Raw genomic sequence first — 23618 nt, 5'->3', positions numbered from 1 at the left:
ACCACTTCTATAACATGCTTGGATTGTCCGAACGCAATGTTAGCGTGTAATGTGCAAAATTCCTAGTGGAAATCGATTACCTGCTGATATGCCGGTACAAGGACGCGCGTGCGCCCTACAGCACCGCGCGCCTTTTTCACGCGCAAAGAACTCTGAAATCTATAAGGTGATGTGACCGGTCACGAGACCGTAGACGCCGATAAGGCATCCGGCCACTGCAGCCATGAAGACGAGCCATTCCCGATGGTTGAAGAGCGGCTTCTTCTGTTCGCACCGCGTGTAGAAGAACAGGACCGTTCCAAGTGCGTAGAGGATGGTGGAAAGCAGCAGGAACTTCAGGCCCCCGGCATAGATCATGAATGCCGTGTAGACCATTGCAGCACCCGCGAGGATCAGATCGCGGAACCGCTCTTCCGGCCTGATGTCATAGGTCTCGCCGCGCCGGGCGACGAGGAAGCCGTAGGCCGCGACCAGCAGGTATGGAACCAGAACCATCGCGCTCGTCAGGTTTACCATCAACCGGAACGCGTCCTCCGAGAACAACGTGCTGACGAGGAAGAGCTGGATCACTCCGTTGCTCAGCCACAGAGCCGCAGCAGGAACGTTGTTACTGTTCTCCCTGGCGAGAACGCTCGGCATGTCCCCGTTCTTGGCGGCGCAGAAGATCACCTCGACGCAGATCAGCGACCATGCCAGATACGCTCCGAGCACGGAAACGATCAAACCGACACTGACAAAGACGGAGCCCCATGGCCCGACGACGGATTCCAGCACGGAAGCCATCGAAGGTTGCCGCATGCCCGCTATTTCCGGACGTTCCAACGCGGCGTAGGGCAGCAGCGTTACCAACACCATCAACCCCAGTACGCCTGCGAAGCCCAGCGACGTGGCCACGCCCACATCGGACCGTTTGCGGGCGTAGCGCGAATAGACGCTCGCGCCCTCCACGCCGATGAACACAAAAACTGTGACCAGCATGGTCGCACGGACCTGCTCGAACAGGCTCGCCTCGGGCATGCCCGCGCCGCCCCAAAAATTGGCGCGAAAGAGGCCGGCCTCGAACACGCCGAGCAGGATGACGATGAAGATCACAATGGGGACGATCTTTGCCACGGTGACGACAGTGTTGATGGCCGCTGCCTCCTTGATCCCGCGCAGGATCATGAAGTGGAAGCCCCACAGCGCAACTGAGGAGACAAGCACTGCGGCGACCGTGTTGCCGTCTCCGAAGACCGGAAAGAAGGCGCCGAGGGTCGCCTTGATCAACACCCAGTACGACACATCGGCAATACAGCCGACGAGCCAGTAGCCGAGGACCGAAAGGAAGCCGGCATAGTCGCCGAAGCCGGCCCGCGCATAGGCGTAGACGCCCGCATCGAGATCCGGCTTTCGTTCGGCAAGCACCCGGAACACGTGAGCCAGAGTGAACATTCCCGCCCCTGCGATGCACCAGGCCACGATCGCGCCGAACGGTCCGGTCGCATTGCCGAAGGTGCGCGGCAGGGAAAAAATCCCGGCGCCGACCATCGACCCGACCACCATTGCGGTCAATGCGAACAGAGACAACTTCTGCCCCGAATTATTCGTCATGCTGCTGCACCCGCCGCACAAGAGTTGCTGCCGCAATGGTCGCGTCGTGCATGGTAGCCGAACCTGCATAGAATCTCGCAACCTACGTCTGCAATCATCGCACTATTGACCATCGTTAGTATACACGATCGTCGCCGTGGCTCGCCGGTGCTGGGAGCAGAGCCGACCATGGATCGAGGCCATGTCGATTATTCGGTGTCGGGGAAGGCGGATTGCCGCCCGCATTCGACGGCTCGCCGCGACGCATCGTCCCAGCCAATGCCCTGCGTGGAGAGCAGCTCCTGCAACTGGCGCAACGGAAGCGGCAATCGACCATGAAAAGACTTCGTTTGCGACAGGCGGTCTTGCGCTCATGTGGCGGCGGCATCGTTTGCAATCCTCTTGAATGAACAGCCAACAGAACGGCAAATTGCGCCGTCACCGGAACCTGTTGTTGCCAGTCCAACACCGGCGCATTGTTATACGATGCGAATTCAAACATCATGCTGGAAGGCTGAATTCGCGAATAGATCATGCCTGTGCCATGTCCCGAGTTTTGATCATTGTCGGACTTGTCATCGTCGCGGTTGGCATTCTCTGGCCGTGGCTCACGCGCCTTGGCTTGGGCAGGCTGCCGGGCGATATTCTGATCCAGCGCGAGAATTTCACCATCTATATACCGATTACCACCGGGCTACTTTTCAGCGTTGTGCTTTCGGCCATCCTCTGGCTCCTTAATCGTTAAGCGGCGACGTTGCCGGACCTGTTCCGAAAGACGGTGGCAGCGCGTTATGAGGGATCGTCCGATGACAGGGATTCGGGACGCCTTCCGAATTCAGCACGAACGGTCTCGCGCAGCGGTCATCAACGCATTCATCGCTCCACCAGCGCCTTGAGTCGCGCCAGCGCCTCGTCCCATTGCGCGGAAACTCTATCGAGGTACGATCGTGCCTCGATGATCGGCCCGGGCCGGTAGCCGAACTGGCTTTCGCGGCCGACGCGGATGCTTTTGACGAGGCCGGCGCGTTCCAGCACGTGCAGGTGTTTGGTCACCGCCTGCCGCGTCAGCTTGGTGTCGGCCGAAAGCATAGCGATCGACCGCGTCTGGCCATCGCTGAGCTTTGTCAGAAGCGAGAGGCGGGTCGGGTCGCCGAGAGCGGCGAAGACCTCCACCGGCCCGGGATCGGCAGGTTCAGGCTTCGACATAGGCCTTGATGTTTCCCGCCTGGATCTCCCATCCGCCTTCATTGCCGCGCAAAGCCTCCATGCGGCGATCCTCCGGCAGCGTTTCGAAGCCAGATTCGACTATGGTGAGACGCGTGCCATTCGCCGTCGGTTCGAGGCGGAATTCCACGAGCGTAGATGGGGATGTCGAGAGATCGGTATCCTCGCCGTGCGGCCATCGGAAGGAAAACAGCGTCGGGGACTCCATGCGTTCCGTCACCGAAGTCCATTTTGTGCCCTCATGGCCGGGATAGGTCATTTCTCCGGTCGTTTCCTCGCCGACGACGAAGGGTCCGTCGAGCCTCACCCGGAACCATTCGCCGAACGCGGTGTGGTCGGTCAGCGCATGCCAAACCTTTTCGATTGGCGCGTTGAGTTCGATGCTCTTCTCGATGCGATCTGTCATGATGCAACCTCCTGGTTGCCAATATTCTCGCAGGTCGAAACGAAAAAGGCAACCAAAAGGTTGCCTTTCAAAGCGCTTGACGCCGAAGATGCATGCGTTCAGTCGCTAGATTCGTCCGGCCGTACTGTGAGCCGGTTTTCGACAGTCGAAACGCCAATCACCGAGGCGGCGGCCTCTCCGACGCTGGCAATATCTGCCTCCTGCGCGACATTGCCGGAAAGCACGACCATCCCGCCAAGCGCGACGACGGAAATCCCGCTCGTATCCACGAAGGTCGCGTAGCGGATGAAGCGCAGAACTTTCTCGGCCAGATCGTCGTCTCTCAGATGCGGATCGTCGTCCCGATGCGAGTAGAAGGATTTGTCTGTCGACATCACCGTTTCCCCAGTCTTTTAAAACGCTTGCGTCGGTCGAAATGTTCCGCCCGTGGTGCCTCTCTCGGCGAGCGGCGCCGCGACCTACTGCATGTTTCCTTGCGTCGGAAAAGATGTAGGCCGCCGCCTTTCCTCCCATGCGCCCTTGCCTCCGCCGATCGAACCGGTTTATGCCTCCAGCACCACCCAAGGCTCACCATGTCCGATATTTTCCTGAATGTTCTCCCGATCTTCGTCCTGATCCTGACCGGCTGGCTGGTCGTGAGGCTTGGCTATCTGAAGCCTGCTGTCGGCGACGCGCTCGGCGATTTCGTCTTTCGCGTCGCCGTGCCGGTCCTCCTGTTCCGCACGATTGCCGAAGCCGATTTCAAGGAGGGCTCGCCCTGGCCGCTCTGGGTCGCCTATTTTTCCGGTGTTGCCGTTACCTGGACGGTCGGCCATCTGGCGGCGACCTTTGCCTTCGGGCGCGACGCGCGCGTGGGGGTGCTCGCAGGCGTGTCCTCGGCCTTCGCCAACACCGTGTTCATAGGGCTGCCGCTGGTTTCGCGTGTGGTCGGCGAGGACGGGCTGGTGGCGCTGTCGATCCTGCTCTCCGTCCATCTGCCCGTCATGATGATCGCAGGCACCGTGCTGATGGAGCGTGCGGATCGGAAAACGAGCGGCAAGCCGGGGCAAAGCCCTTTGAGGCTGCTTGCCGGCGTCGGACGCAATCTCGTTCGCAATCCACTGGTGATCGGTCTCGCCTTCGGCGCGCTCTTTCATCTTCTCGACCAGCCGCTTGGCGGCCCGGCGAAGGCCGTCGTCGATCAGCTCGCCGGTACGGCGGCGCCGGCCGCACTCGTGTCGATCGGCATGGCGCTCGACAAATACGGTCTCGCCGGAAACACCGGGCTTGCGGCCGTCACCAGCACGTTGAAGCTGCTTGTGCTGCCAGGCGTCGTCTTTGGCGCCTGCCATCTTTTAGGGCTCAACGACAGCTGGACCGCCGCGCTGGTGCTGACCTCCTCGGTACCGACCGGCGTCAATGCCTGGCTGATCGCCAATCATTTCAATGTCGGTCATGCGCTCGCCTCGTCGACGATCACGCTGACGACGGCGCTCGGCGTACTCAGCGTCTCGGCCTGGGCCTATCTGCTGATGTGACCGACTCCAATGAGTTGGGGTGGGATGCGGTGCAGAACCGCGCATACGTTGTCGTCATCTCGCTCTGGAAACAAAAAACCCGGCCAGAGGCCGGGCTTTTCCAAATCATCTCTCTCGCTGGCGACTTAGTTCGCCGGCGCCGGTGCCTGACCTTCCTGGGCCGCCTGTCCTTCTGCGGCAGCAGGCTGCGCGGCGCCGCCTTCCGCTCCAGCGGCAGGCAGCGGTGCCGGGTTATCGGCCTTCTCGCGCAGCCAGGCTATCAGGTTGGCGCGCTCGTCGCCCTTCTTGAGGCCGGCAAAGCCCATGGCCGTGCCCGGCACGTGCTTCTTCGGCGCTTCGAGGAAGGCGCTCAGTTGATCATAGTCCCACGCCTTGCCGCCTTCGGCGAAGGTCTTCATGCCAGCGGAGTAGGCGAAACCCTCATGCGAGGCGATCGGGCGATTGATGACACTCCAGAGATTCGGGCCGACCTTGTTCGGTCCGCCCTTCTCCACGGTGTGACAGCTTGCGCATTTCTTGAAGACGGCCTCGCCGGCGGCAGCATCGGCCTTGGCAAGCAGCGGCGCGATCGGCTCGGACGTCGCTTCCCCGCCGCCGGTCGTTTCTGCTTCGCCGCCAGCCGGTTCCTCGGCGACAATGGCGAAGCCTTCCTTCTCGGGAGCTTCGGAATGGAAAATGCCTTCCGATACAATGGATACGGACATCAGAACGAAGACCGTACCCAGCAAGGCACCCATGCCCATGTTCACATATGAATTCATCTGCAAACGCTCCCTTTGCCACCGGCGTCAACAAAAAACCGGCCCATCTTGAAATCGCGCGGAACCTATGTCTTTTGGCTCTGCGTTGCAACAAAGATTATCGACCCTGAAGTGAGACGTTTTGACACTTTCAGCGGCGTTTTTTAAGGCTGGACGATGAATCACGGAAATTCTGGCAAAGCTCTCGTGCTCATTCCGGCGCGGATGGCGTCCACGCGCCTGCCCGGCAAGCCGCTCGCCGACATTTGCGGCCTGCCGATGATCGTACAGGTGGCCAAGCGGGCGGCCGAAGCGGATGTCGGCCGAATCGTTGTCGCCGTCGACCATCGCGACGTCTTCGAAGCGGTGAGTGATGCCGGCTTCGACGCGATCATGACGCGGGTCGACCATCAGTCCGGCTCGGACCGCATCCATGAGGCCCTGCTGAAAGCGGATCCTCACGGCGAGGCCGAGATCGTGATCAACGTGCAGGGCGACCTGCCGACGATCGAGCCCGGACCGATCCGCGCGGCGCTGAAACCCCTCGATAACGCCACGACCGATATTGCGACGCTGACCGTCGAGATCACCGACGAACACGAAAAGACCAACCCCAATGTCGTGAAGGTCGTGGGCTCACCGCTTTCCGAGAGCCGCCTGCGCGCACTCTATTTCACCCGTGCCACCGCACCGCATGGCGCCGGACCGCTCTATCACCACATCGGTCTCTATGCCTATCGGCGCAAGGCGCTCGAAACCTTCGTGTCGTTGAAGCCTTCGGCCCTTGAAAAGCGCGAGTCGCTAGAACAATTGCGGGCGCTCGAAGCCGGGATGCGCATAGACGTCGAGATCGTCAACTCGGTCCCCCTCGGGGTCGATACGCCCGAGGACCTCGAAAAAGCCCGTCGCATTCTCTCCATTAAAGCCTGAGAAGGAATTCGAAAGTGACCGTCAAGACCAACAGGATCTCCTTCCAGGGCGACTTCGGCGCCAATTCCGACATGGCCTGCCGCGACATGTTTCCGTCGATGGAACCGCTGCCGTGCCAGACCTTCGAGGATGCCTTCGTGGCGGTGGAGAATGGCGATGCCGATCTCGCCATGATCCCGATCGAAAACACGATCGCCGGGCGCGTCGCCGACATCCATCACCTGCTGCCGGAATCGCGCCTGCACATCGTCGGCGAATATTTCATGCCGATTCGCTTTCAGCTGATGGTGCTGCCCGGCGTCTCGCATGAAGAGATCCGCACGGTGCACAGCCATATCCATGCGCTGGGCCAATGCCGCAAGATCGTTCGCGCCAATGGCTGGAAGCCGGTGGTGGCGGGCGACACGGCCGGTGCCGCCAAGCTTGTCAAGGAAACGGGCGACCGCTCCATGGCGGCGCTCGCCCCGCGGCTTGCCGCCGACCTCTATGGGCTCGATATCATCGCCGAAAATGTCGAGGATACGGACAGCAACGTCACGCGCTTCGTCGTGCTTTCGCGCGAAGAGCAGCGCATCGCCCGGAACTCGGACGACGAACTGATCATCACCACTTTCGTTTTCAACGTGCGCAACATTCCGGCCGCGCTCTACAAGGCGATGGGCGGCTTCGCCACCAACGGTATCAATATGACGAAGCTCGAGAGTTACCAGCTCGGCGGCAAGTTCGTCGCAACCCAATTCTATGCCGATATCGAAGGTCACCCGGATGATACGCCGGTGCGCCACGCCATGGACGAGCTGCGCTTTTTCTCGGAGAAGGTGCGCATCCTCGGCACCTACCGGGCGCATCCTATGCGCGGAGTGCTCTGACCGGGGCGATCACGCCGTTGCCGTGATTTGAACTGTCCGGGATCTTGGCCGCCGAATCCCACGGCGGAAAAGATGGCGGAATTTCGTTAACTGGCTATTCGTTTGGCGCATGCCTAACTTGCAATCATGGAACTACTTAAATCTTAGGCAAATGCCTATTTGACCTCTGTCAAGATATGGAGTGTCAAAAATGAAGATCCGCCAGAAGATCATGGAATACGCAAAGCTGCGTCGCGCTGTTCGCGAGCTGAACGCTCTCGACGATCATGTGCTGAGCGACATCGGTATTTCCCGTTCTCAGATCCAGGCCGCCGTTTACGGCCGCTAAAAGTAAAAGTCTTACAGCGATCTTCGCGCGTCTCAAAAGATGCGCGGCGCTGTTGAGTCTTCCGCACCCCGCCGGCTTCCCGCGCGGGGTGCGAGTGTTTTTGTGCGCAGCATTGCCCCGTTCTTTCAGCCGCGTCTCGTACCACGCATGTCGGGGGCTGCGTCCTGCGCAGCACGCCAGTCCTTGAGCAGGGCTTGGCGACGGCGCGGGTAGCGCTGATCGCTCACCAGCGCCCTACTGATCCGGTCCGTCCGGAAATGGCGAAAGTCCTGCCTGAGTTCGCACCAGGTGACCAGCACGCGGACCTGTTCGAAGAAACCGAGCGCAAAAGGCCAGACAGTGCGGCGGCTGTCGCGCCCGTCATTGTCGATATAGCTGATATCGAGCTTGCGCTCGCCGCGGATCGCCTTGCGAAGAAGGCCGAGATCGATGCCTTCGGCGATCGGTTGGCGCGGCCCGACGAGAAGGGGCGAGGTGTCGAGACTTTCGCTGAGATCGGGCGGGAGCACGGAGGCTATCTTGGCGAGCGCGTCGGCGGCCGCCATTGCGAGGCGGTTGTCGCCACGTTTGGCCACCCAGCGCGATCCGAGCACCAGCGCCTCGACTTCTTCCTCCGAGAACATCATCGGCGGCAGCATGAAACCTGGCTTCAGGACATAGCCAAGGCCTGGTTCCCCTTCGATGTGGGCGCCTTGGGCCTGCAGGCTGGGGATGTCCCGGTAGAGCGTTCTGAGGCTGACGCCGGTCTCCTCCGCCAGCCGTCGGCCGCCCACCGGCTGGCGGTGGCGTCTCAGCACCTGCAAGAGATCGAGCAAGCGCTCCGATCGGGACATGGCTTCTTTCTCTCCGCGGGGTGGCAACAGCGCCGCGCGTCCAATCGGACGCGCTAAGGTCTCTGTAGCACTTTGAATTGCTGCATGATTTTGTCCCTAAATCGATTCCGATTTAGGGGATCATGCAGTATCCGATCAGGTCCGCTCGGGCCAGGCCAGCCAGTCGCGCATCAACTGGTGGGCGATCGCCCCCTTCGGAGGCGGAATGTGTTCGTCACCGGTGTCGGCGACGCCGGTCGTGCGTTCCAGCATCGCCTCGGTCTCCGCGCGCGTGAACCAGCGGACGTCTTCGAGTTCCTGTTCGTCGCGCTTGATGACGGTCGATTTGGCCTCGGCGTAGCAGCCGATCATCAGCGAATGCGGCAACGGCCAGGGCTGCGAGGCATGATAGCGGACCCGGCCGATGCGGATACCCGATTCCTCCTGGGTTTCCCGGCGCACGGCGCTTTCGATCGTCTCGCCCGGTTCGACGAAGCCGGCGAGGCAGGAGTACATGCCCGACGGAAAATGCGGGCTGCGGCCGAGCAGGCAGAGATCGCGCTCGAGATCGATCGTCAGCATGATGACGACCGGGTCGGTGCGTGGAAAGACCATGTGGTTGCAGGCGGTGCACACGCGCCGGTAACCGCCCGCCGCGCCGTCCATCGGCCCGCCACAGCGGCCGCAGAACCGGTTGTTGGCGTTCCAAACGATCAGGCTGGAGCCTTGTGCAAACTGGCCGAGCAATTCCTCCGGCAGCATCTGCTGACGGTAGAGCGTTCGCGCGTCGGCGATCTTGAACGGCTCGGGCAGGGTCTCTTCCGTAAGCCCCGACGGTACGGCAAGCCGCGGCTCCCCGTTCGGCAGATAGCCGAGCAGGATCGCCTCGTCGAGCGTCGGTTCGAGGCCCTCGAGCTCGTAGGGTGCGAAGAGCGGGTCGATGATCTTCTCGTCGTGCTTGACGATCAGCTTCGCGCCGGAAAAGGCGAGGAAATGTGCGCCCGGATGCCTCGACGCCACCTCGACGCAATCGTCGGGACGGTGCTCGGATTGGCGGTCCAGGTGATTTTCCGCAAAGGCGACGAGTGTGCTCGGTTCCGGATGCGGGCTTCGAAGGTCAAAGATCGATTTCGTCATCTTCAGAGATTTTCCAGAATACGTGCTGCAAATACCTGCTGCTCGTCGGTCGGCCACGGCTCGGCCTTGCCGAAGCCCCACACCGGTCCCGGCCAGTTCGGATCGCCTTCCCGGCGGGCTATGATATGCACATGAAGCTGGCGGACGATATTGCCGAGCGCGCCGATATTGATCTTGTCAGCGGACGTGACCTTTTTGAGCGCGGTTGCCACAATGTTGATCTCGAAGGCCAGCATCGTCTGATCGAGCGGCGTCAGCTCGAAAATCTCGGAAACGTCCGGACGCTGGGGAATGAGGATCAGCCACGGCCAACGGCGGTCGTTCATCAGCCGTAACTGGCACAGCCCGATCGAGGCGATCGGGATGCCGTCGCGCTGAAGTCGCTCGTCGAGAGGGAAGGTCGTCAACAAAATCTCCTCGGCAGGAGCGGGATGAGGAAAAGTGTGTTCGGTTTTCCGCCCGCATCCCGCGTCTCAACCCTTTAGAATTGATCACGTTTATGATTTTGGGTCGATTCGACCCAAAAATCATCGTGATCTCAGGCGCGGATTCGCCTTGTTTTGCATATCGATACCAGTTTTTTGACGCCTTGGCTTGCATTTGCTTGCGATATTGCCGATATGGAGGCCGGGAGGTTGGTGGTGGACGAGCCACTCGCCAACCGGGTCAGGTCCGGAAGGAAGCAGCCCTAACGAGCCCCGGCACGGGTCATCGTGCCAGCCTCCCACCTTATCTTCGTATCTCCGTCCTGTCGGGACAAGAGTTCGAGCTGCGGCAGGGTCGATGAGCGACGAAACGTCCATTTCATCCGAACAGAAGCCAGCCGCCTACCGTGTTCTGGCGCGTAAATATCGGCCCAAGGACTTCTCCGACCTTATGGTCGGACAGGAGCCGATGGTGCGCACGCTCACCAACGCCTTCGAGACTGGCCGCATCGCGCAGGCCTACATGCTGACGGGCGTGCGCGGCGTCGGCAAGACGACGACGGCCCGTATCCTGGCGCGCGCGCTCAACTACAAGACCGCCGAGATCGACAAGCCGACGATCGACCTGCGTGTGCCGGGCGAGCATTGCCAGGCGATCATGGACGGCCGCCATGTCGACGTGATCGAGATGGACGCCGCGTCGCACACCGGCATCGACGACATCCGCGAGATCATCGAACAGGTGCGTTACCGCCCGGTTTCCGCCCGCTACAAGGTCTATATCATCGACGAAGTACACATGCTCTCGACGCAGGCCTTCAACGGCCTGCTGAAGACGCTCGAGGAGCCGCCGGAGCATGTGAAGTTCATCTTCGCGACGACGGAAATCCGTAAGGTTCCGATCACCGTCCTCTCGCGCTGCCAGCGTTTCGACCTGCGCCGCATCGGCGCGTCGGACCTCGTCGGCCTCTTTTCTACCATCCTCTCCAAGGAAGGCGTGCCTTTCGATCCCGAGGCGCTGGCCATGGTCGCGCGTGCGGCCGAAGGGTCGGCGCGCGACGGTCTATCGCTGCTCGACCAGGCGATCGCCCACGGCAGCGGCTCGGTCGAGCTCGAAACCGTGCGCTCGATGCTCGGACTTGCAGATCGTGCCCGCATCGTCGATCTCTTCGAGCATATCGTCAAAGGCGACGTGACGGCGGCGCTTCAGGAGTTCGCCGCGCAATACGAGGCAGGCGCCAATCCGACGGTCGTGCTGACGGATCTTGCCGACTTCACCCATCTCGTCACCCGGATGAAATATGTTCCCGACGCGGCGAACGACCAGTCGCTGAGCGAGATCGAACGCCTGCGTGGTGCCGAATTCGCCGGCAGCGTCGCGGTGACCGCGCTTTCGCGCATCTGGCAGATGCTTTTGAAGGGCATCCCCGAGGCGGAAAGCTCGTCACGGCCGGCGGGTGCCGCGGAAATGGTGCTGATCAGGCTCGCCCATGCCGCCCATCTGCCGTCGCCGGAAGACGCCGCGCGACGGCTGCTGGAGCTTACCGACGGGGAGGGGACCGCCGGTCGCCCGGCGCCGCGGAGCAATGGCGGCGGAAATCAGGCCCAGGCCAGCCCGTCCACACAAGCGCGTTGCGTCGAAGCAGCGCCGCCCGTTCAGCGCCCATCGAATAACGGCGCAACCATGCTGCGTGCCGTGCCGGATGCCGCGCCTCAGCCGATGAGCGTCGGTCGCATCGAGGAACGGCCAGCGCCAGCCCCGGCCGCGAAGCCGGAGCCGAAGGTTCCGGTCAACTCGATCAGCGATATCGTCGATCTCTGCGGAAAGAACAGGGACATCAAGCTGAAGACGCTGGTGCGCGGCTTCGTGAGACTCGTGCATATCGAGCCTGGCCGGCTCGACGTCAACCTGCCCGATGACGCGCCGAAGACGCTGCTCGGCGAACTCGCCGTCAAGCTCAAGGAATGGACCGGCATTCACTGGGTCGTCAGCTACAGCCGCGAACCGGGCGAGCCAACCCTTGTCGAGGCCGAACAGCGCGCGCAGGAGCAGCGGGTCAACGACGCCCGCCAGGATCCGGACGTCGCGGCAATTCTCGCGCGCTTTCCGGGCGCGCGGATCACCGACGTGCGCATCCGTGCGACGGAGCAGGAAATCGAGATTGCCGCTCCGGCGGCCGCCGAATCGGAAGACGGCGATATCGTCCCCGGCGACGATATCGAATAGTCCAGCTAATAAGCTTCTTGGAAGAAATTACGAAAGACAGGAGACGACGATGCGCGACATCATGAGCATGATGGGCAAGGTCAAGGAAATGCAGGCCAAGATGGAGAAGTTGCAGGCGGAGATCGCCGCGCTCGAAGTCGACGGCACATCCGGTGGCGGCCTCGTCACTGTTCGTCTCGACGGCAAGGGCCACATGAAGAGCCTGAAGATCGATTCCTCGCTCTTCAAGGAAGACGATGTCGAGATCCTCGAAGACCTGATCGTTGCCGCGCACAAGGACGCCAAGGACAAGGCGGAAGCCGTGCAGGCGGAAAAGACCCGCGAACTGACCGCTGGCCTGCCGATCCCGCCCGGTATGAAGCTTCCCTTCTGACCGAGCGGCGCGAGCGCCCCGCCGCGCGGCTGGCGGCACATGCGAAATGGCATGTTTCCGACTGCAACGTCGCGCGTCCAAACAGACGCGCAAGGAATGCCGTAGTGCCTTGAATTGCTGCATGTTTTATCCTTGGGGAGGAATAGGTCATGAGCATTGCGTCGCTGCTTGTCTTTGCAGGAGCGCTGGTGATCGCAGCCGGATCGCCGGGGCCGAGCATCGCGGCGCTTGTCGCCCGCGTGCTTTCGAAGGGCGCGCGGGACGTGCTTCCCTTCCTCGCCGCCATGTGGATCGGCGAGGCGATCTGGCTATCTTTCGTCGTTGCCGGTCTTGCTGCGATCGCCGAGACCTTCCACTGGATGTTCGTCGCGATCAAATGGGCGGGTGTGGCCTATCTTCTGTTCCTCGCCTGGAAGATGTGGTCGGCTGAGCCGGACGTGCCGGGCGACGGGCTGCCGGAAACACGATCGGCGTCGAAGCTCTTCTTCGCCGGGCTTACCGTCACGCTCGGCAATCCCAAGATCATGATGTTCTACGTGGCGCTGCTGCCGTCGATCATCGATCTCGGCTCTGTCACCTTCCTCGGCTGGACGGAACTGGTGGCGACCATGTTCGTCGTGCTCGTCGCGATCGATCTCGGCTGGGTGATGATGGCTGCCAAGGCGCGCCAGTTCCTGAGAAGCCGCCGTGCGGTCCGGATCGCCAACCGCGCCAGCGCCGGCACGATGGCCGGGGCGGCGGTCGCAATCGCCGCGCGGTGATCGGCGTCAAAGCGATTCCGTTTGCCGATGAATTGAGCTAAAAGCCCGGCATGGCAAAGCGAGTCACCGGCCCCGAAATTGAAAAACTCATCCAGCTCCTGGCGAAGGTGCCGGGCCTCGGGCCCCGTTCAGCCCGCCGGGCCGCGCTGCACCTTGTCAAGAAGAAGGAGCAGTTGCTGGGCCCGCTCGCGGAAGCGATGGGCGAGGCGCATCGCAAGGTCCGCATCTGCTCCTGCTGCGGTAATGTCGATACGATCGATCCCTGCACGGTCTGCACGGACGAACGGCGCGACCAGTCCGTGATCATCGTCGTCGAGGATGTCGCGGACCTTTGGGCGCTGGAGCGCGCCGGCGCGATGAATGCCGCCTATCACGTGCTCGGCGGAACGCTGTCGCCGCTCGATGGCATCGGACCGGACGACCTCAACATCAAGGGCTTGGTGGATCGTGTTGCCAAGGGTGGCGTGCGCGAGTTGATCATCGCGGTCAATGCGACGGTCGAGGGGCAGACGACGGCGCATTACATCACCGATCAGCTCGAAGGCATAGATGTCAAAATCACTCGTCTCGCCCATGGCGTTCCGGTTGGCGGCGAGCTTGATTACCTCGATGAAGGCACTTTGGCGGCCGCCTTGCGGGCACGCACGACCATTTGAAGGGATGCCGATGCGTTTGAAATCTTGTGTTCGCTCGTGGTTTGCCGGTCTTCTTACTGTGACAACCCCCCTCTGCCCTGCCGGGCATCTCCCCCACAAGGGGGGAGATCGGGTTGGAGCGAGCACTCAATCCCGCCGCATCGTTGCCTCGAACGCGATTCCTTCTGCCGGGGAAAGCGGTCGCTGCCCGCCAATCTCCCCCCCTGTGGGGGAGATGCCCGGCAGGGCAGAGGGGGGTACGCGCCGCGCGCGCCTGCTCGCAACGGTCGCCGCGCTCCTCGTCTTCCACTTTCCCGCTCATGCCGCTACCAAGGCCGATGTTGAGGCGCAGTTCCAGCAATGGCTTTCGGTGGACCTCTGGCCTGAGGCGCAGAAATCCGGCATCTCCGCGACGTCCTTCAAGGCGGCCTTCGCCGATGTGAAGCTCAATTGGGATCTACCCGACCTTGCGCCTCCGGGCTTCCCTAAGGCGAAGGAGCGCAAGCAGAGCCAGGCGGAGTTTTCATCGCCCGGCTCCTATTTTTCCGAGAAGCGGTTGCAGGGATTGGCGGCAACCGGCCGGAGCCTTGCCTCCGCCCACGCTTCGACCTTGAAGCGTATCGAACGCACCTACGGCGTTCCCGGGCCGATCGTGCTCGCCATCTGGGGCCGGGAATCCGGCTTCGGCCGGGCGAAGATCCCGCACCCGATCATGGACGTTCTGGCGACCAAGGCCTTCATGTCGACGCGGCCCGAACTCTTTCGGCGCGAGCTGATCGCCGCGCTCCACATTCTCGACAGCGGCGATGTGCGCGAGGCGGAGATGCGCGGTTCCTGGGCCGGCGCCATGGGCCAGCCGCAGTTCCTGCCGTCGAGTTTTCTGAAATATGCCGTGGATTTCGACGGCGATGGACGCCGCGACATCTGGACTTCGGTTCCGGACAGTCTGGCTTCGATCGCCAATTATCTCTCGCAAAAAGGCTGGCAAGCTGGCCGCGACTGGGGCTTTGAAGTCCTGATCCCCAAAGGTGTTTCCTGTGCTCAGGAAGGCCCGGATCTCGCCCGCCCGATCGCCGACTGGGCCGGCATGGGGATCGGGCGCATCTCCGGCAAGGCCTTTCCGTCGGCCGAGCGCGCAGCGGCCGGCATGATGCTGGTGCCGGCAGGCACCCATGGACCGCAGTTCGTCGTCACGCCGAATTTCTACGTGATCAAGGAATACAACAATTCGGATCTCTACGCGCTTTTCATCGGCAATCTGGCCGATCGTATCGCTTCCGGCGGCGGCGCCTTCCGGGGAGAGTGGGGCGATGTCGGAAACATGCTGCGTTCCGACGTGCTGGCGATGCAGAAGGCGCTCGTTTCCAAGGGCTACGACGTCGGCAAGGTCGACGGCCTGCCCGGCTACAAGACGCGCCGTTCCCTCGGCGACTGGCAGGCGAAGAACGGCCTCTCCGCCACCTGCTTCCCGGCGGCCTCGCTGAAATCGCAGCTGCGGTGACCATCGGGTCTGAAAACCTGACCCTTTGTAGGCGGCTATCGAACTTCGGCTAATTTTGTGCGGTTTCAACCTTTAGTGGGGGCTTCTTACGTATACGATGACTTTTGGCAGCCGATCACCGTATTCACGAATAAGGCTCAGCCGAATTGCTTCTAGGCCCCATGGGTCGTCAACCAATCCTTCTTCGTCGATCACTGCAGACTCCACGACAAGCGCCTCGGCCGCAACGAAAGTCTCTGGGTCTGCGTAGATGCCCCTGGACACTTTAAAGCTCGGACAATCGGTCATGCGGCTCAGCTCTCCAGTGATTTGACGTTCGCGGTGCAGATCAAGGTCGACCTAGCACGAGGGCTGTCACGTTTCCACCTTTGCGACTTTGTTCGTCACCTCGATGTGGGACCGCTTGGGGCCAACACCGTAAATTGCGAGTGCTATCGGCGAAAGGCGGCTCACGGTAGAAACCGATATTCGGCTCCGGTTCTAAGTGTCAGATTCTGTGTCCGTCCGTCAATGCATCTCGACCGGCCGCTTGTAGCGCTCGTAGTGCTCCGGAACGATCGTCTGCCGTTCGATCATCCGGTGGACGCGCGGCGGCATCGTACCGCGATGGAGCGCCGTCAGCTTGTCGCCGACGGCCGCATCGGCCTGCGTGCGCCGCTGGTTGTGCCGCACATATTCCACCCAGGTCGGCACGTGATAGGTCTCGGTCCAGGTTGTCGGGTTTTCAAGATCGCGCATCAGCGCCCAATGTCCCGCGCCGTCGCGAATGCGGATGCGGCGGCGTTCCGCCATGGTCGTCAGGAACTCGGGGATGTCGGGTTCATGGATCTCGTAGTCGATCATGACGACGATCGGGCCGCTGCGCGGCTTGAGATCGAGCTCGAGCGGCGGTTCCGCGAACCGGTTGAGCGGGTCCAGGTTCAGCGACTTGAATTCCGGCAGCGCGAAGCGTAAGCCCACGGCCGCTCCGACGAGCATGAGAAGACAGGAGCCGATGAGTGCGTTGGCGGCGCCGTATTGCTCGGCAGCAACGCCCCACAGCCAGCTGCCGCCGGCAATGCCGCCGAAGGTCATGGTCTGGTAGAGGGAAAGTGCCCGCCCGACCACCCAGCGCGGGGTGGAGAGCTGAACGGTGGTGTTGAACAGCGCCAGCGCCAGCACCCAGCAGGCGCCGGAGACGGTGAGGGCGAGCGAGGTCAGCCACGCCTCGGTGCTGATCGCCGTGACCGCGGCACTTGCGGCAAAGCCGGCGAACGCGCAGCGCACGACCGCCTCGCTCGACAGGCGTTCCCGGAGCCTGGCGCTCAGCAGCGCGCCGCCGATAGCGCCGAGGCCGAAGGCGCCGAGCATGATGCCGTAGGTGAGCGGGCCGCCGCGGACGAGATCGCGAGCGACAAGCGGCAGCAGCGCAAGGATGGCGCTTGCCGACAGGCCGAAGACAAAACCGCGCAAGAGCACCTTGCCGATGTTCGGCGACATCGCGACATAGCGAAGCCCGGCCGAAACCGCCCGCCCAAGCGTTTCGCGCGGCAGGGGGCTTTCCGGAACCTCTCGTTTCCAGCGGAAAAGGGCGAAGAGGATCGCGAAATAGCTGAGCGTATTGGCTGCGAAGGCTGCGGCGGCGCCCGCGGCCGCAACGATCGCGCCGCCAATCGCCGGGCCGACGCTGCGGGTGATGTTGAAGCCCACGCTGTTCAGCGCCACCGCCGCCGGCAGGTCATCACGCGGCACCATGTCGCCGACCGAGGCCTGCCATGACGGGTTGTTGAGCGCCGTCCCGCAGCCGATCAGGAAGGTAAAAAGCAGGAGGAGCCACGGCGTGATCAGGCCGAAATAAGCGCAGGCCGTCAAGATGGCCGAGACGCTGAGCATGAAACCCTGTGCGATGAGCATGATCCGCCGCCGGTCGAAATTGTCGGCAAGCGCGCCCGACACCAGCGAGAAAAGCATGATCGGCAGCGCGGTGGAGGCCTGCACCAGCGCCACCATGTTCACCGACTGCGAGATGGAGGTCATCAGCCAGGCGGCGCCCACCGCCTGGATCAATCCGCCGAAATTGGAGGCGAGGCTGGCGATCCAGATGATCCGGAACGTATCGTGTTTGAAGGGGGCCAGGGGCGACATGCGGCTCGTCACCTCATATTCTATTTCGTTTGACCAATGCGAAGCGGATGCTCTCTTATAAACTTCGAAATGTGGCGCGCCACCCGCTGAAATTGATGATCAGGCGCGAAAGCGGTCCGCTCTGCGTCGCTGCCCCTTGGGCCGCGGTCGCGAGCCTTGCAATTTGCGGCGATGAAGCGTATACGAGCCTCAAATTCTTGATCGGTAGATGAAGAGTGGGGCCGGAAGGACCCGCTCTTTTTTATTAGCCGGTCCGATGAGGAGACAATCGTTTGTCCGATAAGACAACGGCTGAAAACGCAAATGAACCGCGGCTGATCACCGAAACCGGTCTCGATCAGCGCATTGCAGACATCATCGAGCCTGTGCTCGTGCAGATGGGCTTCCGCCTCGTGCGCGTCCGCATGTCCGGCCAAAACGGCTTGACGCTGCAGGTCATGACGGAGCGCAGCGATGGCACCATGACCGTCGAGGATTGCGAAGAGGTCTCCAAGGCCATTTCGCCCGTCCTTGATGTGGAAGATCCGATCGACAAGGCGTATCATCTCGAAGTGTCGTCGCCGGGCATCGACCGCCCGATGGTGCGCAAGTCCGATTTCGTCCGCTGGCAGGGCCATCTGATGAAGTGCGAGACTTCTGTGATGGTCGAAGGTCGCAAGCGGTTTCGTGGCAAGATCTTGTCGGTGGACGAAGACGGCTTCCGTCTCGAGCGGGACCAGCCCGCCTATGGCGAGGAAGCGGTAGTCGCGATCCCGTTCACGGCGCTTTCGGAAGCCCGGTTGATCCTGACCGACGACCTGATCCGCGACGCGTTGACGGCCGACAAGAAGGCGAAGGCCGCGCGCGCCGCCAACGAGAATATCGAAGACGAAGATTCACCTATCGAATAAGGCAGGGCGCGCTTCAAAGGCCCCTGCAACAGACGGAGACAAGATATGGCAGTCAGTGCTAACCGGCTCGAACTTCTGCAGATCGCAGATGCTGTGGCACGCGAAAAGGTGATCGACCGCGAGATCGTTCTGGCCGCAATGGCGGATGCGATCCAGAAGGCGGCTCGCTCGCGTTATGGTTCGGAATCGAACATTCGCGCGGACATCAATTCGAAGACCGGCGAAATCCGTCTGCAGCGCCTTCTGGAAGTGGTCGAGAAGGCGGACGATTATTCGACGCAGATCCCGCTGGAGCTTGCGCGCGATCGTAACCCCGACGCCAAGATCGGCGATTTCATCGCCGATCCGCTGCCGCCGATGGATTTCGGCCGTATCGCCGCGCAGTCGGCCAAGCAGGTGATCGTGCAGAAGGTCCGCGAAGCCGAGCGTGACCGCCAGTACGAAGAATTCAAGGACCGCGTCGGCGAGATCGTCAACGGCACCGTGAAACGTGTCGAATATGGCAACGTCATCGTCGATCTCGGCCGTGGCGAAGGCATCATCCGCCGCGACGAGATGATCCCGCGCGAAAACATGCGCTACGGCGACCGCGTCCGCGCCTTCGTCTACGATGTCCGCCGTGAGCAGCGCGGGCCGCAAATCTTCCTGTCGCGCACACATCCGCAGTTCATGGTCAAGCTCTTCACCATGGAAGTGCCGGAAATCTACGACGGCATCATTCAGATCAAGTCGGTCGCCCGCGATCCGGGCTCGCGCGCCAAGATCGCCGTCGTCTCCAACGACTCGTCGATCGATCCGGTCGGCGCCTGCGTCGGTATGCGCGGCTCCCGCGTCCAGGCCGTCGTCGGCGAGCTTCAGGGCGAGAAGATCGACATCATTCCGTGGTCGCAGGATCCGGCCTCGTTCATCGTCAACGCCCTGCAGCCGGCGGAAGTCGCCAAGGTCGTTCTCGACGAGGATGCGGAGCGTATCGAAGTGGTGGTTCCGGACGAGCAGCTGTCGCTCGCCATCGGCCGCCGCGGCCAGAACGTCCGCCTCGCCTCTCAACTGACCGGCTGGGATATCGATATCCTGACCGAGCAGGAGGAAAGCGAGCGCCGTCAGAAGGAATTCAACGAGCGGACCCAGCTCTTCATGGAAGCGCTCGACGTCGACGAGATGGTCGGCCAGGTGCTCGCCTCCGAAGGCTTTGCACAGGTCGAGGAACTCGCCTATGTTGATCTCGACGAGATCTCGTCGATCGAGGGTTTCGACGAAGAGACCGCGACCGAGATCCAGACCCGCGCCCGCGAATATCTGGACAAGATCGAGGCCGAGATGGACGCCAAGCGCAAGGAACTCGGCGTCGCCGATGAACTGCGCACAATCAATGGGCTGACCAGCCAGATGCTGGTTGCGCTCGGCGAAGAGGGCATCAAGACCGTCGAGGACTTTGCCGGTTGCGCCGCCGACGATCTCGTCGGCTGGACCGAGCGCAAGGACGGTGAGACCAAGCGCTTCGAGGGCATCTTCTCGAAGTTCGAGGTGACCCGTGAAGAGGCCGAGACGATGATCGTCCAGGCCCGCCTGGCCGCCGGCTGGATCACCGAAGAAGATCTGGCAAGCGAGGCGGAAGAACCGATCGAGGTCGCCGAAGGCGCCGAGCAGGACGCCTGATCACGATGATAACGGAAACCGATGCTGACACCCTGCCTTCGGACAAGGGTCCGAAGGACCGGAGCGGCAGCACCCGGACCTGCATCGTCAGCCGCGAGAGCGGTTCTCCGGACGAGCTGATCCGCTTCGTCGCAGGCCCCGACGGACGCGTCGTGCCGGACCTGAAGCGGCAGCTTCCCGGGCGCGGATGCTGGATCAAGGCGGAGCGGGCGCTCGTCGAGAAGGCGGTGGCGAAGAAGCTCTTCGCCCGTGCCCTCAAGGCCGATGTCAGGGCCGACGCGGCGCTGGCGGACGACGTCGACAGGTTGCTTGTCGAGCAGCTTGCCGGAATGATGAACATGGCGCGTAAGGCCGGCCAGTTCGTCTCCGGGGCGACAAAGACTGAACAGGCGGTGCGTGGTCTCGCGGCGCTTGGCGTCTTCCACGCGATCGATGCGGCTGCCGACGGCGTTCGCAAGATCGATCAGGCTCGCAAGGCGATGAGCTTCGTGGTTGAGAATGAAACGGAAATACCCGCATTCCGCTCCTTCACGGTGGCGGAAATGGAGGGGCTTTTGGGAAGTAATGCTTTTATCCATGCCGCAGCGCTTGCAGGGCAGGCGGGTGAGGGTGTAGTGAAGCGCGCAATCATGCTCGAAAAGTACCGAGGATCTGTCCCGGTCCGGGCCGAAGGCGGCGCTGGCAAGCCACAGCAATGACACGCGTCACCGGCAAGGGCCGGCATCGCGAGCATTGTTTGAGACAATTTGGAAGACAGGGTCAGGTATTTCGTATCCGGCCCTGATCGCTAGGAACGGAACGGAATGACCGACAACAAAGACGACAAGACACTCAGCGTAGCGGGCAAGAAGACGCTGACCCTGAAACCCTCCGGGGTTCAGCAGGGAACAGTGCGTCAGGACATGGGCCGCGGCCGCACAAAGGCGGTAGTGGTTGAAACCAAGAAGCGGCGCCATTCCCGTCCCGAAGATGAACGGCCGATCACGCCCATGAGCGCGACGCCGGCAGCACGTGCGCCGGAGCAGCGCCCCATGCCGCCCCAGCCGTCGGGCCGCCCCGCGCCGCAGCCGCAACCGCATCAGCCGCGCCATGAGCAGAACCGTCCGCGTGGCGGCGTTGTGCTCAACGATCTGTCCGCTGGCGAGATGGAAGCCCGCCGTCGCGCCTTGGCGGAAGCCCAGATCCGCGAGGTCGAAGAAGCCAAGCGCCGCGCCGAAGAGGAAGCCCGCCGTCGGCGCGAGGAAGAAGAGCGTGCCGCACGCGAACGGGAAGAGGCCGCTCGCCGCGCCGCCGAAGAGGCAGCACGTCCGGCCGGCGCCGCCGAAAAGGTCGAGGAAGAGCAGCCGTCTGTAGCTGCTCCCGCAGTCACGGCGGAACGCCGCCCCGACGCACGCCCGCAGCCGCCGCGTCCGGCTCCCGCCGCGCCGCTGGCGCCTGCCGCCGTCGCGCCTCGCGGCCGTCGCGCAGGTGCCGAGGAAGAGGACGAGCGCGGCGCACGCGGCGCCGGTCCCGCACGGGGCAAGGTCGTGCGTCCGGAACCCGCAAAGCCGGTCACGCGCCCGAAGGGCGATGACGGTCGTCGTCAGGGCAAGCTGACATTGACGGCTGCTGTCGACGAAGACGGCAGTCAGCGCGGACGTTCACTCTCGGCGATGCGTCGCCGGCAGGAAAAGTTCAAGCGCAGCCAGATGCAGGAGACCCGTGAGAAGATCTCGCGCGAAGTCGTTCTGCCGGAGACCATCACCATTCAGGAACTGTCGCAGCGTATGTCCGAACGTGCGGTCGACGTCATCAAGTTCCTGATGAAGGAAGGCCAGATGATGAAGCCGGGCGACCTGATCGATGCCGATCTCGCCGAGCTTATCGCCGGCGAATTCGGTCACACGGTCAAGCGCGTCTCGGAGTCGGATGTCGAAGAGGGCATCTTCAACATCACGGATACCGAAGAGAACATGGAGCCGCGTCCGCCGATCGTCACGATCATGGGCCACGTCGACCACGGCAAGACGTCGCTGCTCGATGCGATCCGCCACGCCAACGTGGTCGCCGGCGAAGCCGGTGGCATCACCCAGCACATCGGCGCCTACCAGGTCGAGCAGAGCGGTCAGAAGATCACCTTCATCGACACTCCCGGCCACGCTGCCTTCACGGCGATGCGTGCTCGCGGTGCCCAGGCGACGGACATTGCCGTCCTCGTCGTGGCGGCCGATGACAGCGTGATGCCGCAGACGATCGAGTCGATCAACCACGCCAAGGCGGCCAATGTGCCGATCATCGTGGCGATCAACAAGATCGACAAGCCGACGGCGAACCCGCAAAAGGTCCGCACCGAGCTGTTGCAGCACGAAGTCTTCGTCGAATCGATGGGTGGTGAAGTTCTCGATGTCGAAGTCTCGGCGAAGAACCACACCAACCTCGACAAGCTGCTCGAGGCGATCCTGCTGCAGTCCGAAATCCTCGATCTCAAGGCCAATCCGAACCGGACAGCTGAAGGAACGGTGGTGGAAGCCGAGCTCGATCGCGGCCGCGGTGCCGTCGCGACCGTTCTCGTGCAGAAGGGTACGCTTACCCCCGGCCAGATCATCGTTGCCGGCGACCAGTGGGGTCGCGTGCGCGCCCTCGTCAACGACAAGGGCGAACACGTGAAGTCGGCCGGCCCGTCGACCCCGGTCGAAGTCCTCGGTCTCTCCGGTACGCCGGCCGCCGGCGACAAGTTCGCGGTCGTCGAGAACGAAAGCCGTGCGCGCGAGATTTCCGAATATCGCCAGCGGCTTGCCCGTGAAAAGATGGTTGCGCGCCAGTCCGGCTCGCGCGGTTCGCTCGAGCAGATGATGAGCCAGCTCCATACCTCCGGCTTGAAGGAGTTCCCGCTGGTCATCAAGGGCGACGTGCAGGGCTCGATCGAGGCGATCGCCGGCGCTCTGGAAAAGCTCGGGACCGACGAGGTGCGTGCGCGCATCGTGCACTCGGGTGCGGGCGGTATCACCGAGTCGGATATCTCGCTTGCCGAAGCCTCGAATGCCGCGATCATCGGCTTCAACGTCCGCGCCAACAAGCAGGCGCGCGATGCGGCCGAACGCTCTGGCATCGAAATCCGCTACTACAACATCATCTACGATCTGGTGGATGACGTGAAGGCGGCGATGTCCGGTCTGCTCTCGCCCGAACGGCGCGAAACCTTCCTCGGCAATGCCGAGATCCTGGAGGTGTTCAACATCACCAAGGTCGGCAAGGTCGCGGGTTGCCGTGTCACCGAGGGCAAGGTCGAGCGTGGCGTGGGCGTCCGTCTGGTGCGCGACAACGTCGTCATCCACGAGGGCAAGCTCAAGACGCTCAAGCGCTTCAAGGACGAAGTTTCGGAAGTTCAGGCCGGCCAGGAATGCGGCATGGCCTTCGAAAACTACGAAGACATCCGCGCCGGCGATACGATCGAGTGCTTCCGCGTCGAACACATCACGCGCACACTCTGATTTCCGTCCGGTTGGAGATTGTGC

The 23618-nt window shown here is 62.5% G+C and carries 23 protein-coding genes and 1 other RNA gene; 15 read left to right on the top strand and 9 right to left on the bottom strand.

Features of this window, described 5'->3' with window-relative positions; translation table 11 throughout:
• Positions 1 to 159 precede the first annotated feature (159 nt).
• Positions 160 to 1590, bottom strand: a complete 1431-nt coding sequence (locus tag PZN02_RS05165) for a basic amino acid/polyamine antiporter (protein WP_280660534.1) — start codon at positions 1588 to 1590, stop codon at positions 160 to 162.
• Between the two features lie 523 nt (positions 1591 to 2113).
• Between PZN02_RS05165 and PZN02_RS05160 the strand changes: the two genes are divergently transcribed.
• Positions 2114 to 2314 carry a DUF2905 domain-containing protein gene (locus PZN02_RS05160; protein ID WP_225105906.1) on the top strand — a complete coding sequence of 67 codons (201 nt, stop codon included), beginning with the start codon at positions 2114 to 2116 and terminating at the stop codon, positions 2312 to 2314.
• Between the two features lie 128 nt (positions 2315 to 2442).
• On the opposite strand, the gene PZN02_RS05155 is transcribed toward PZN02_RS05160, so the two are convergent.
• The 3 genes from PZN02_RS05155 to PZN02_RS05145 form a co-directional block, all read right to left on the bottom strand.
• Positions 2443 to 2775 carry an ArsR/SmtB family transcription factor gene (locus PZN02_RS05155; RefSeq protein ID WP_280660533.1) on the bottom strand — a complete coding sequence of 111 codons (333 nt, stop codon included), beginning with the start codon at positions 2773 to 2775 and terminating at the stop codon, positions 2443 to 2445.
• Positions 2762 to 3199, bottom strand: a complete 438-nt coding sequence (locus tag PZN02_RS05150) for an SRPBCC family protein (RefSeq protein ID WP_280660532.1) — start codon at positions 3197 to 3199, stop codon at positions 2762 to 2764. Before PZN02_RS05150 ends, PZN02_RS05155 begins: the two co-directional genes overlap by 14 nt.
• A 98-nt stretch (positions 3200 to 3297) precedes the next feature.
• Positions 3298 to 3573 (bottom strand): BON domain-containing protein, encoded by a 276-nt coding sequence (locus tag PZN02_RS05145; RefSeq protein ID WP_280660531.1) that lies wholly within the window; start codon positions 3571 to 3573, stop codon positions 3298 to 3300.
• Between the two features lie 198 nt (positions 3574 to 3771).
• Between PZN02_RS05145 and PZN02_RS05140 the strand changes: the two genes are divergently transcribed.
• Positions 3772 to 4716, top strand: coding sequence for an AEC family transporter (locus PZN02_RS05140; protein ID WP_280660530.1), 945 nt, complete (start codon positions 3772 to 3774; stop codon positions 4714 to 4716).
• A 125-nt stretch (positions 4717 to 4841) separates the two neighbouring features.
• Here PZN02_RS05140 and PZN02_RS05135 read toward each other — a convergent pair whose 3' ends face one another.
• Positions 4842 to 5477, bottom strand: a complete 636-nt coding sequence (locus PZN02_RS05135; protein ID WP_280660529.1) for a c-type cytochrome — start codon at positions 5475 to 5477, stop codon at positions 4842 to 4844.
• Between the two features lie 156 nt (positions 5478 to 5633).
• Here PZN02_RS05135 and PZN02_RS05130 point away from each other — a divergent pair, with 156 nt between their 5' ends.
• The 3 genes from PZN02_RS05130 to PZN02_RS05120 all read left to right on the top strand — a co-directional run bounded on the left by PZN02_RS05130 (position 5634) and on the right by PZN02_RS05120 (position 7583).
• The gene (locus tag PZN02_RS05130) at positions 5634 to 6386 is read left to right on the top strand and encodes a 3-deoxy-manno-octulosonate cytidylyltransferase (protein WP_280660528.1); all 753 of its coding nucleotides are present in this window, start codon (positions 5634 to 5636) and stop codon (positions 6384 to 6386) included.
• Between the two features lie 14 nt (positions 6387 to 6400).
• On the top strand, positions 6401 to 7255 hold the full coding sequence (locus PZN02_RS05125; protein WP_280660527.1) for a prephenate dehydratase: 855 nt from the start codon (positions 6401 to 6403) through the stop codon (positions 7253 to 7255).
• A 190-nt stretch (positions 7256 to 7445) separates the two neighbouring features.
• A complete protein-coding gene (locus PZN02_RS05120) occupies positions 7446 to 7583 on the top strand; it encodes a DUF1127 domain-containing protein (protein WP_136509286.1) in 138 nt (45 codons plus the stop codon).
• A gap of 125 nt (positions 7584 to 7708) precedes the next feature.
• On the opposite strand, the gene PZN02_RS05115 is transcribed toward PZN02_RS05120, so the two are convergent.
• From PZN02_RS05115 to PZN02_RS05105, 3 genes are all read right to left on the bottom strand, one after another.
• Positions 7709 to 8416 (bottom strand): helix-turn-helix transcriptional regulator, encoded by a 708-nt coding sequence (locus tag PZN02_RS05115; protein ID WP_280660526.1) that lies wholly within the window; start codon positions 8414 to 8416, stop codon positions 7709 to 7711.
• A 135-nt stretch (positions 8417 to 8551) separates the two neighbouring features.
• Entirely contained in the window at positions 8552 to 9532 is a 981-nt protein-coding gene (gene nudC / locus PZN02_RS05110) for an NAD(+) diphosphatase (RefSeq protein ID WP_280660525.1), read from the bottom strand.
• A 2-nt stretch (positions 9533 to 9534) separates the two neighbouring features.
• Positions 9535 to 9939: an HIT domain-containing protein gene (locus PZN02_RS05105; protein ID WP_280660524.1), complete on the bottom strand. Its 405-nt coding sequence runs from the start codon at positions 9937 to 9939 to the stop codon at positions 9535 to 9537.
• A 223-nt stretch (positions 9940 to 10162) separates the two neighbouring features.
• Here PZN02_RS05105 and ffs point away from each other — a divergent pair.
• The 6 genes from ffs to PZN02_RS05075 all read left to right on the top strand — a co-directional run bounded on the left by ffs (position 10163) and on the right by PZN02_RS05075 (position 15454).
• Positions 10163 to 10260, top strand: an RNA gene (ffs, locus tag PZN02_RS05100) — signal recognition particle sRNA small type.
• Between the two features lie 55 nt (positions 10261 to 10315).
• Positions 10316 to 12184, top strand: coding sequence for a DNA polymerase III subunit gamma/tau (locus tag PZN02_RS05095; RefSeq protein WP_280660523.1), 1869 nt, complete (start codon positions 10316 to 10318; stop codon positions 12182 to 12184).
• A 49-nt stretch (positions 12185 to 12233) separates the two neighbouring features.
• Positions 12234 to 12557: a YbaB/EbfC family nucleoid-associated protein gene (locus tag PZN02_RS05090; protein ID WP_280660522.1), complete on the top strand. Its 324-nt coding sequence runs from the start codon at positions 12234 to 12236 to the stop codon at positions 12555 to 12557.
• Between the two features lie 149 nt (positions 12558 to 12706).
• On the top strand, positions 12707 to 13318 hold the full coding sequence (locus PZN02_RS05085; RefSeq protein ID WP_280660521.1) for a LysE family translocator: 612 nt from the start codon (positions 12707 to 12709) through the stop codon (positions 13316 to 13318).
• A gap of 50 nt (positions 13319 to 13368) precedes the next feature.
• Complete coding sequence (gene recR, locus PZN02_RS05080; RefSeq protein WP_280660520.1) at positions 13369 to 13974, top strand: recombination mediator RecR; 606 nt, start codon at positions 13369 to 13371, stop codon at positions 13972 to 13974.
• Between the two features lie 214 nt (positions 13975 to 14188).
• Positions 14189 to 15454 (top strand): lytic murein transglycosylase, encoded by a 1266-nt coding sequence (locus PZN02_RS05075; RefSeq protein ID WP_280660519.1) that lies wholly within the window; start codon positions 14189 to 14191, stop codon positions 15452 to 15454.
• A 507-nt stretch (positions 15455 to 15961) separates the two neighbouring features.
• On the opposite strand, the gene PZN02_RS05070 is transcribed toward PZN02_RS05075, so the two are convergent.
• Positions 15962 to 17578 (bottom strand): MFS transporter, encoded by a 1617-nt coding sequence (locus tag PZN02_RS05070; RefSeq protein WP_280660518.1) that lies wholly within the window; start codon positions 17576 to 17578, stop codon positions 15962 to 15964.
• A 272-nt stretch (positions 17579 to 17850) separates the two neighbouring features.
• Here PZN02_RS05070 and rimP point away from each other — a divergent pair, with 272 nt between their 5' ends.
• The 4 genes from rimP (at position 17851) to infB (ending at position 23594) form a co-directional block, all read left to right on the top strand.
• Entirely contained in the window at positions 17851 to 18468 is a 618-nt protein-coding gene (gene rimP, locus PZN02_RS05065) for a ribosome maturation factor RimP (RefSeq protein ID WP_280660517.1), read from the top strand.
• Between the two features lie 45 nt (positions 18469 to 18513).
• The gene (gene nusA / locus PZN02_RS05060) at positions 18514 to 20124 is read left to right on the top strand and encodes a transcription termination factor NusA (RefSeq protein ID WP_280660516.1); all 1611 of its coding nucleotides are present in this window, start codon (positions 18514 to 18516) and stop codon (positions 20122 to 20124) included.
• Positions 20125 to 20129: 5 nt separating this feature from the next.
• Positions 20130 to 20822, top strand: a complete 693-nt coding sequence (locus tag PZN02_RS05055) for an RNA-binding protein (RefSeq protein ID WP_280660515.1) — start codon at positions 20130 to 20132, stop codon at positions 20820 to 20822.
• Between the two features lie 105 nt (positions 20823 to 20927).
• Positions 20928 to 23594 (top strand): translation initiation factor IF-2, encoded by a 2667-nt coding sequence (gene infB, locus PZN02_RS05050; RefSeq protein WP_280660514.1) that lies wholly within the window; start codon positions 20928 to 20930, stop codon positions 23592 to 23594.
• The last annotated feature ends 24 nt before the right edge of the window (positions 23595 to 23618 follow it).

The sequence above is a fragment of the Sinorhizobium garamanticum genome (assembly GCF_029892065.1).
Lineage (GTDB): Bacteria > Pseudomonadota > Alphaproteobacteria > Rhizobiales > Rhizobiaceae > Sinorhizobium > Sinorhizobium garamanticum.
Note: the sequence above shows the minus strand (reverse complement) of the source record. Positions and strands in the feature narration are given on the sequence as shown.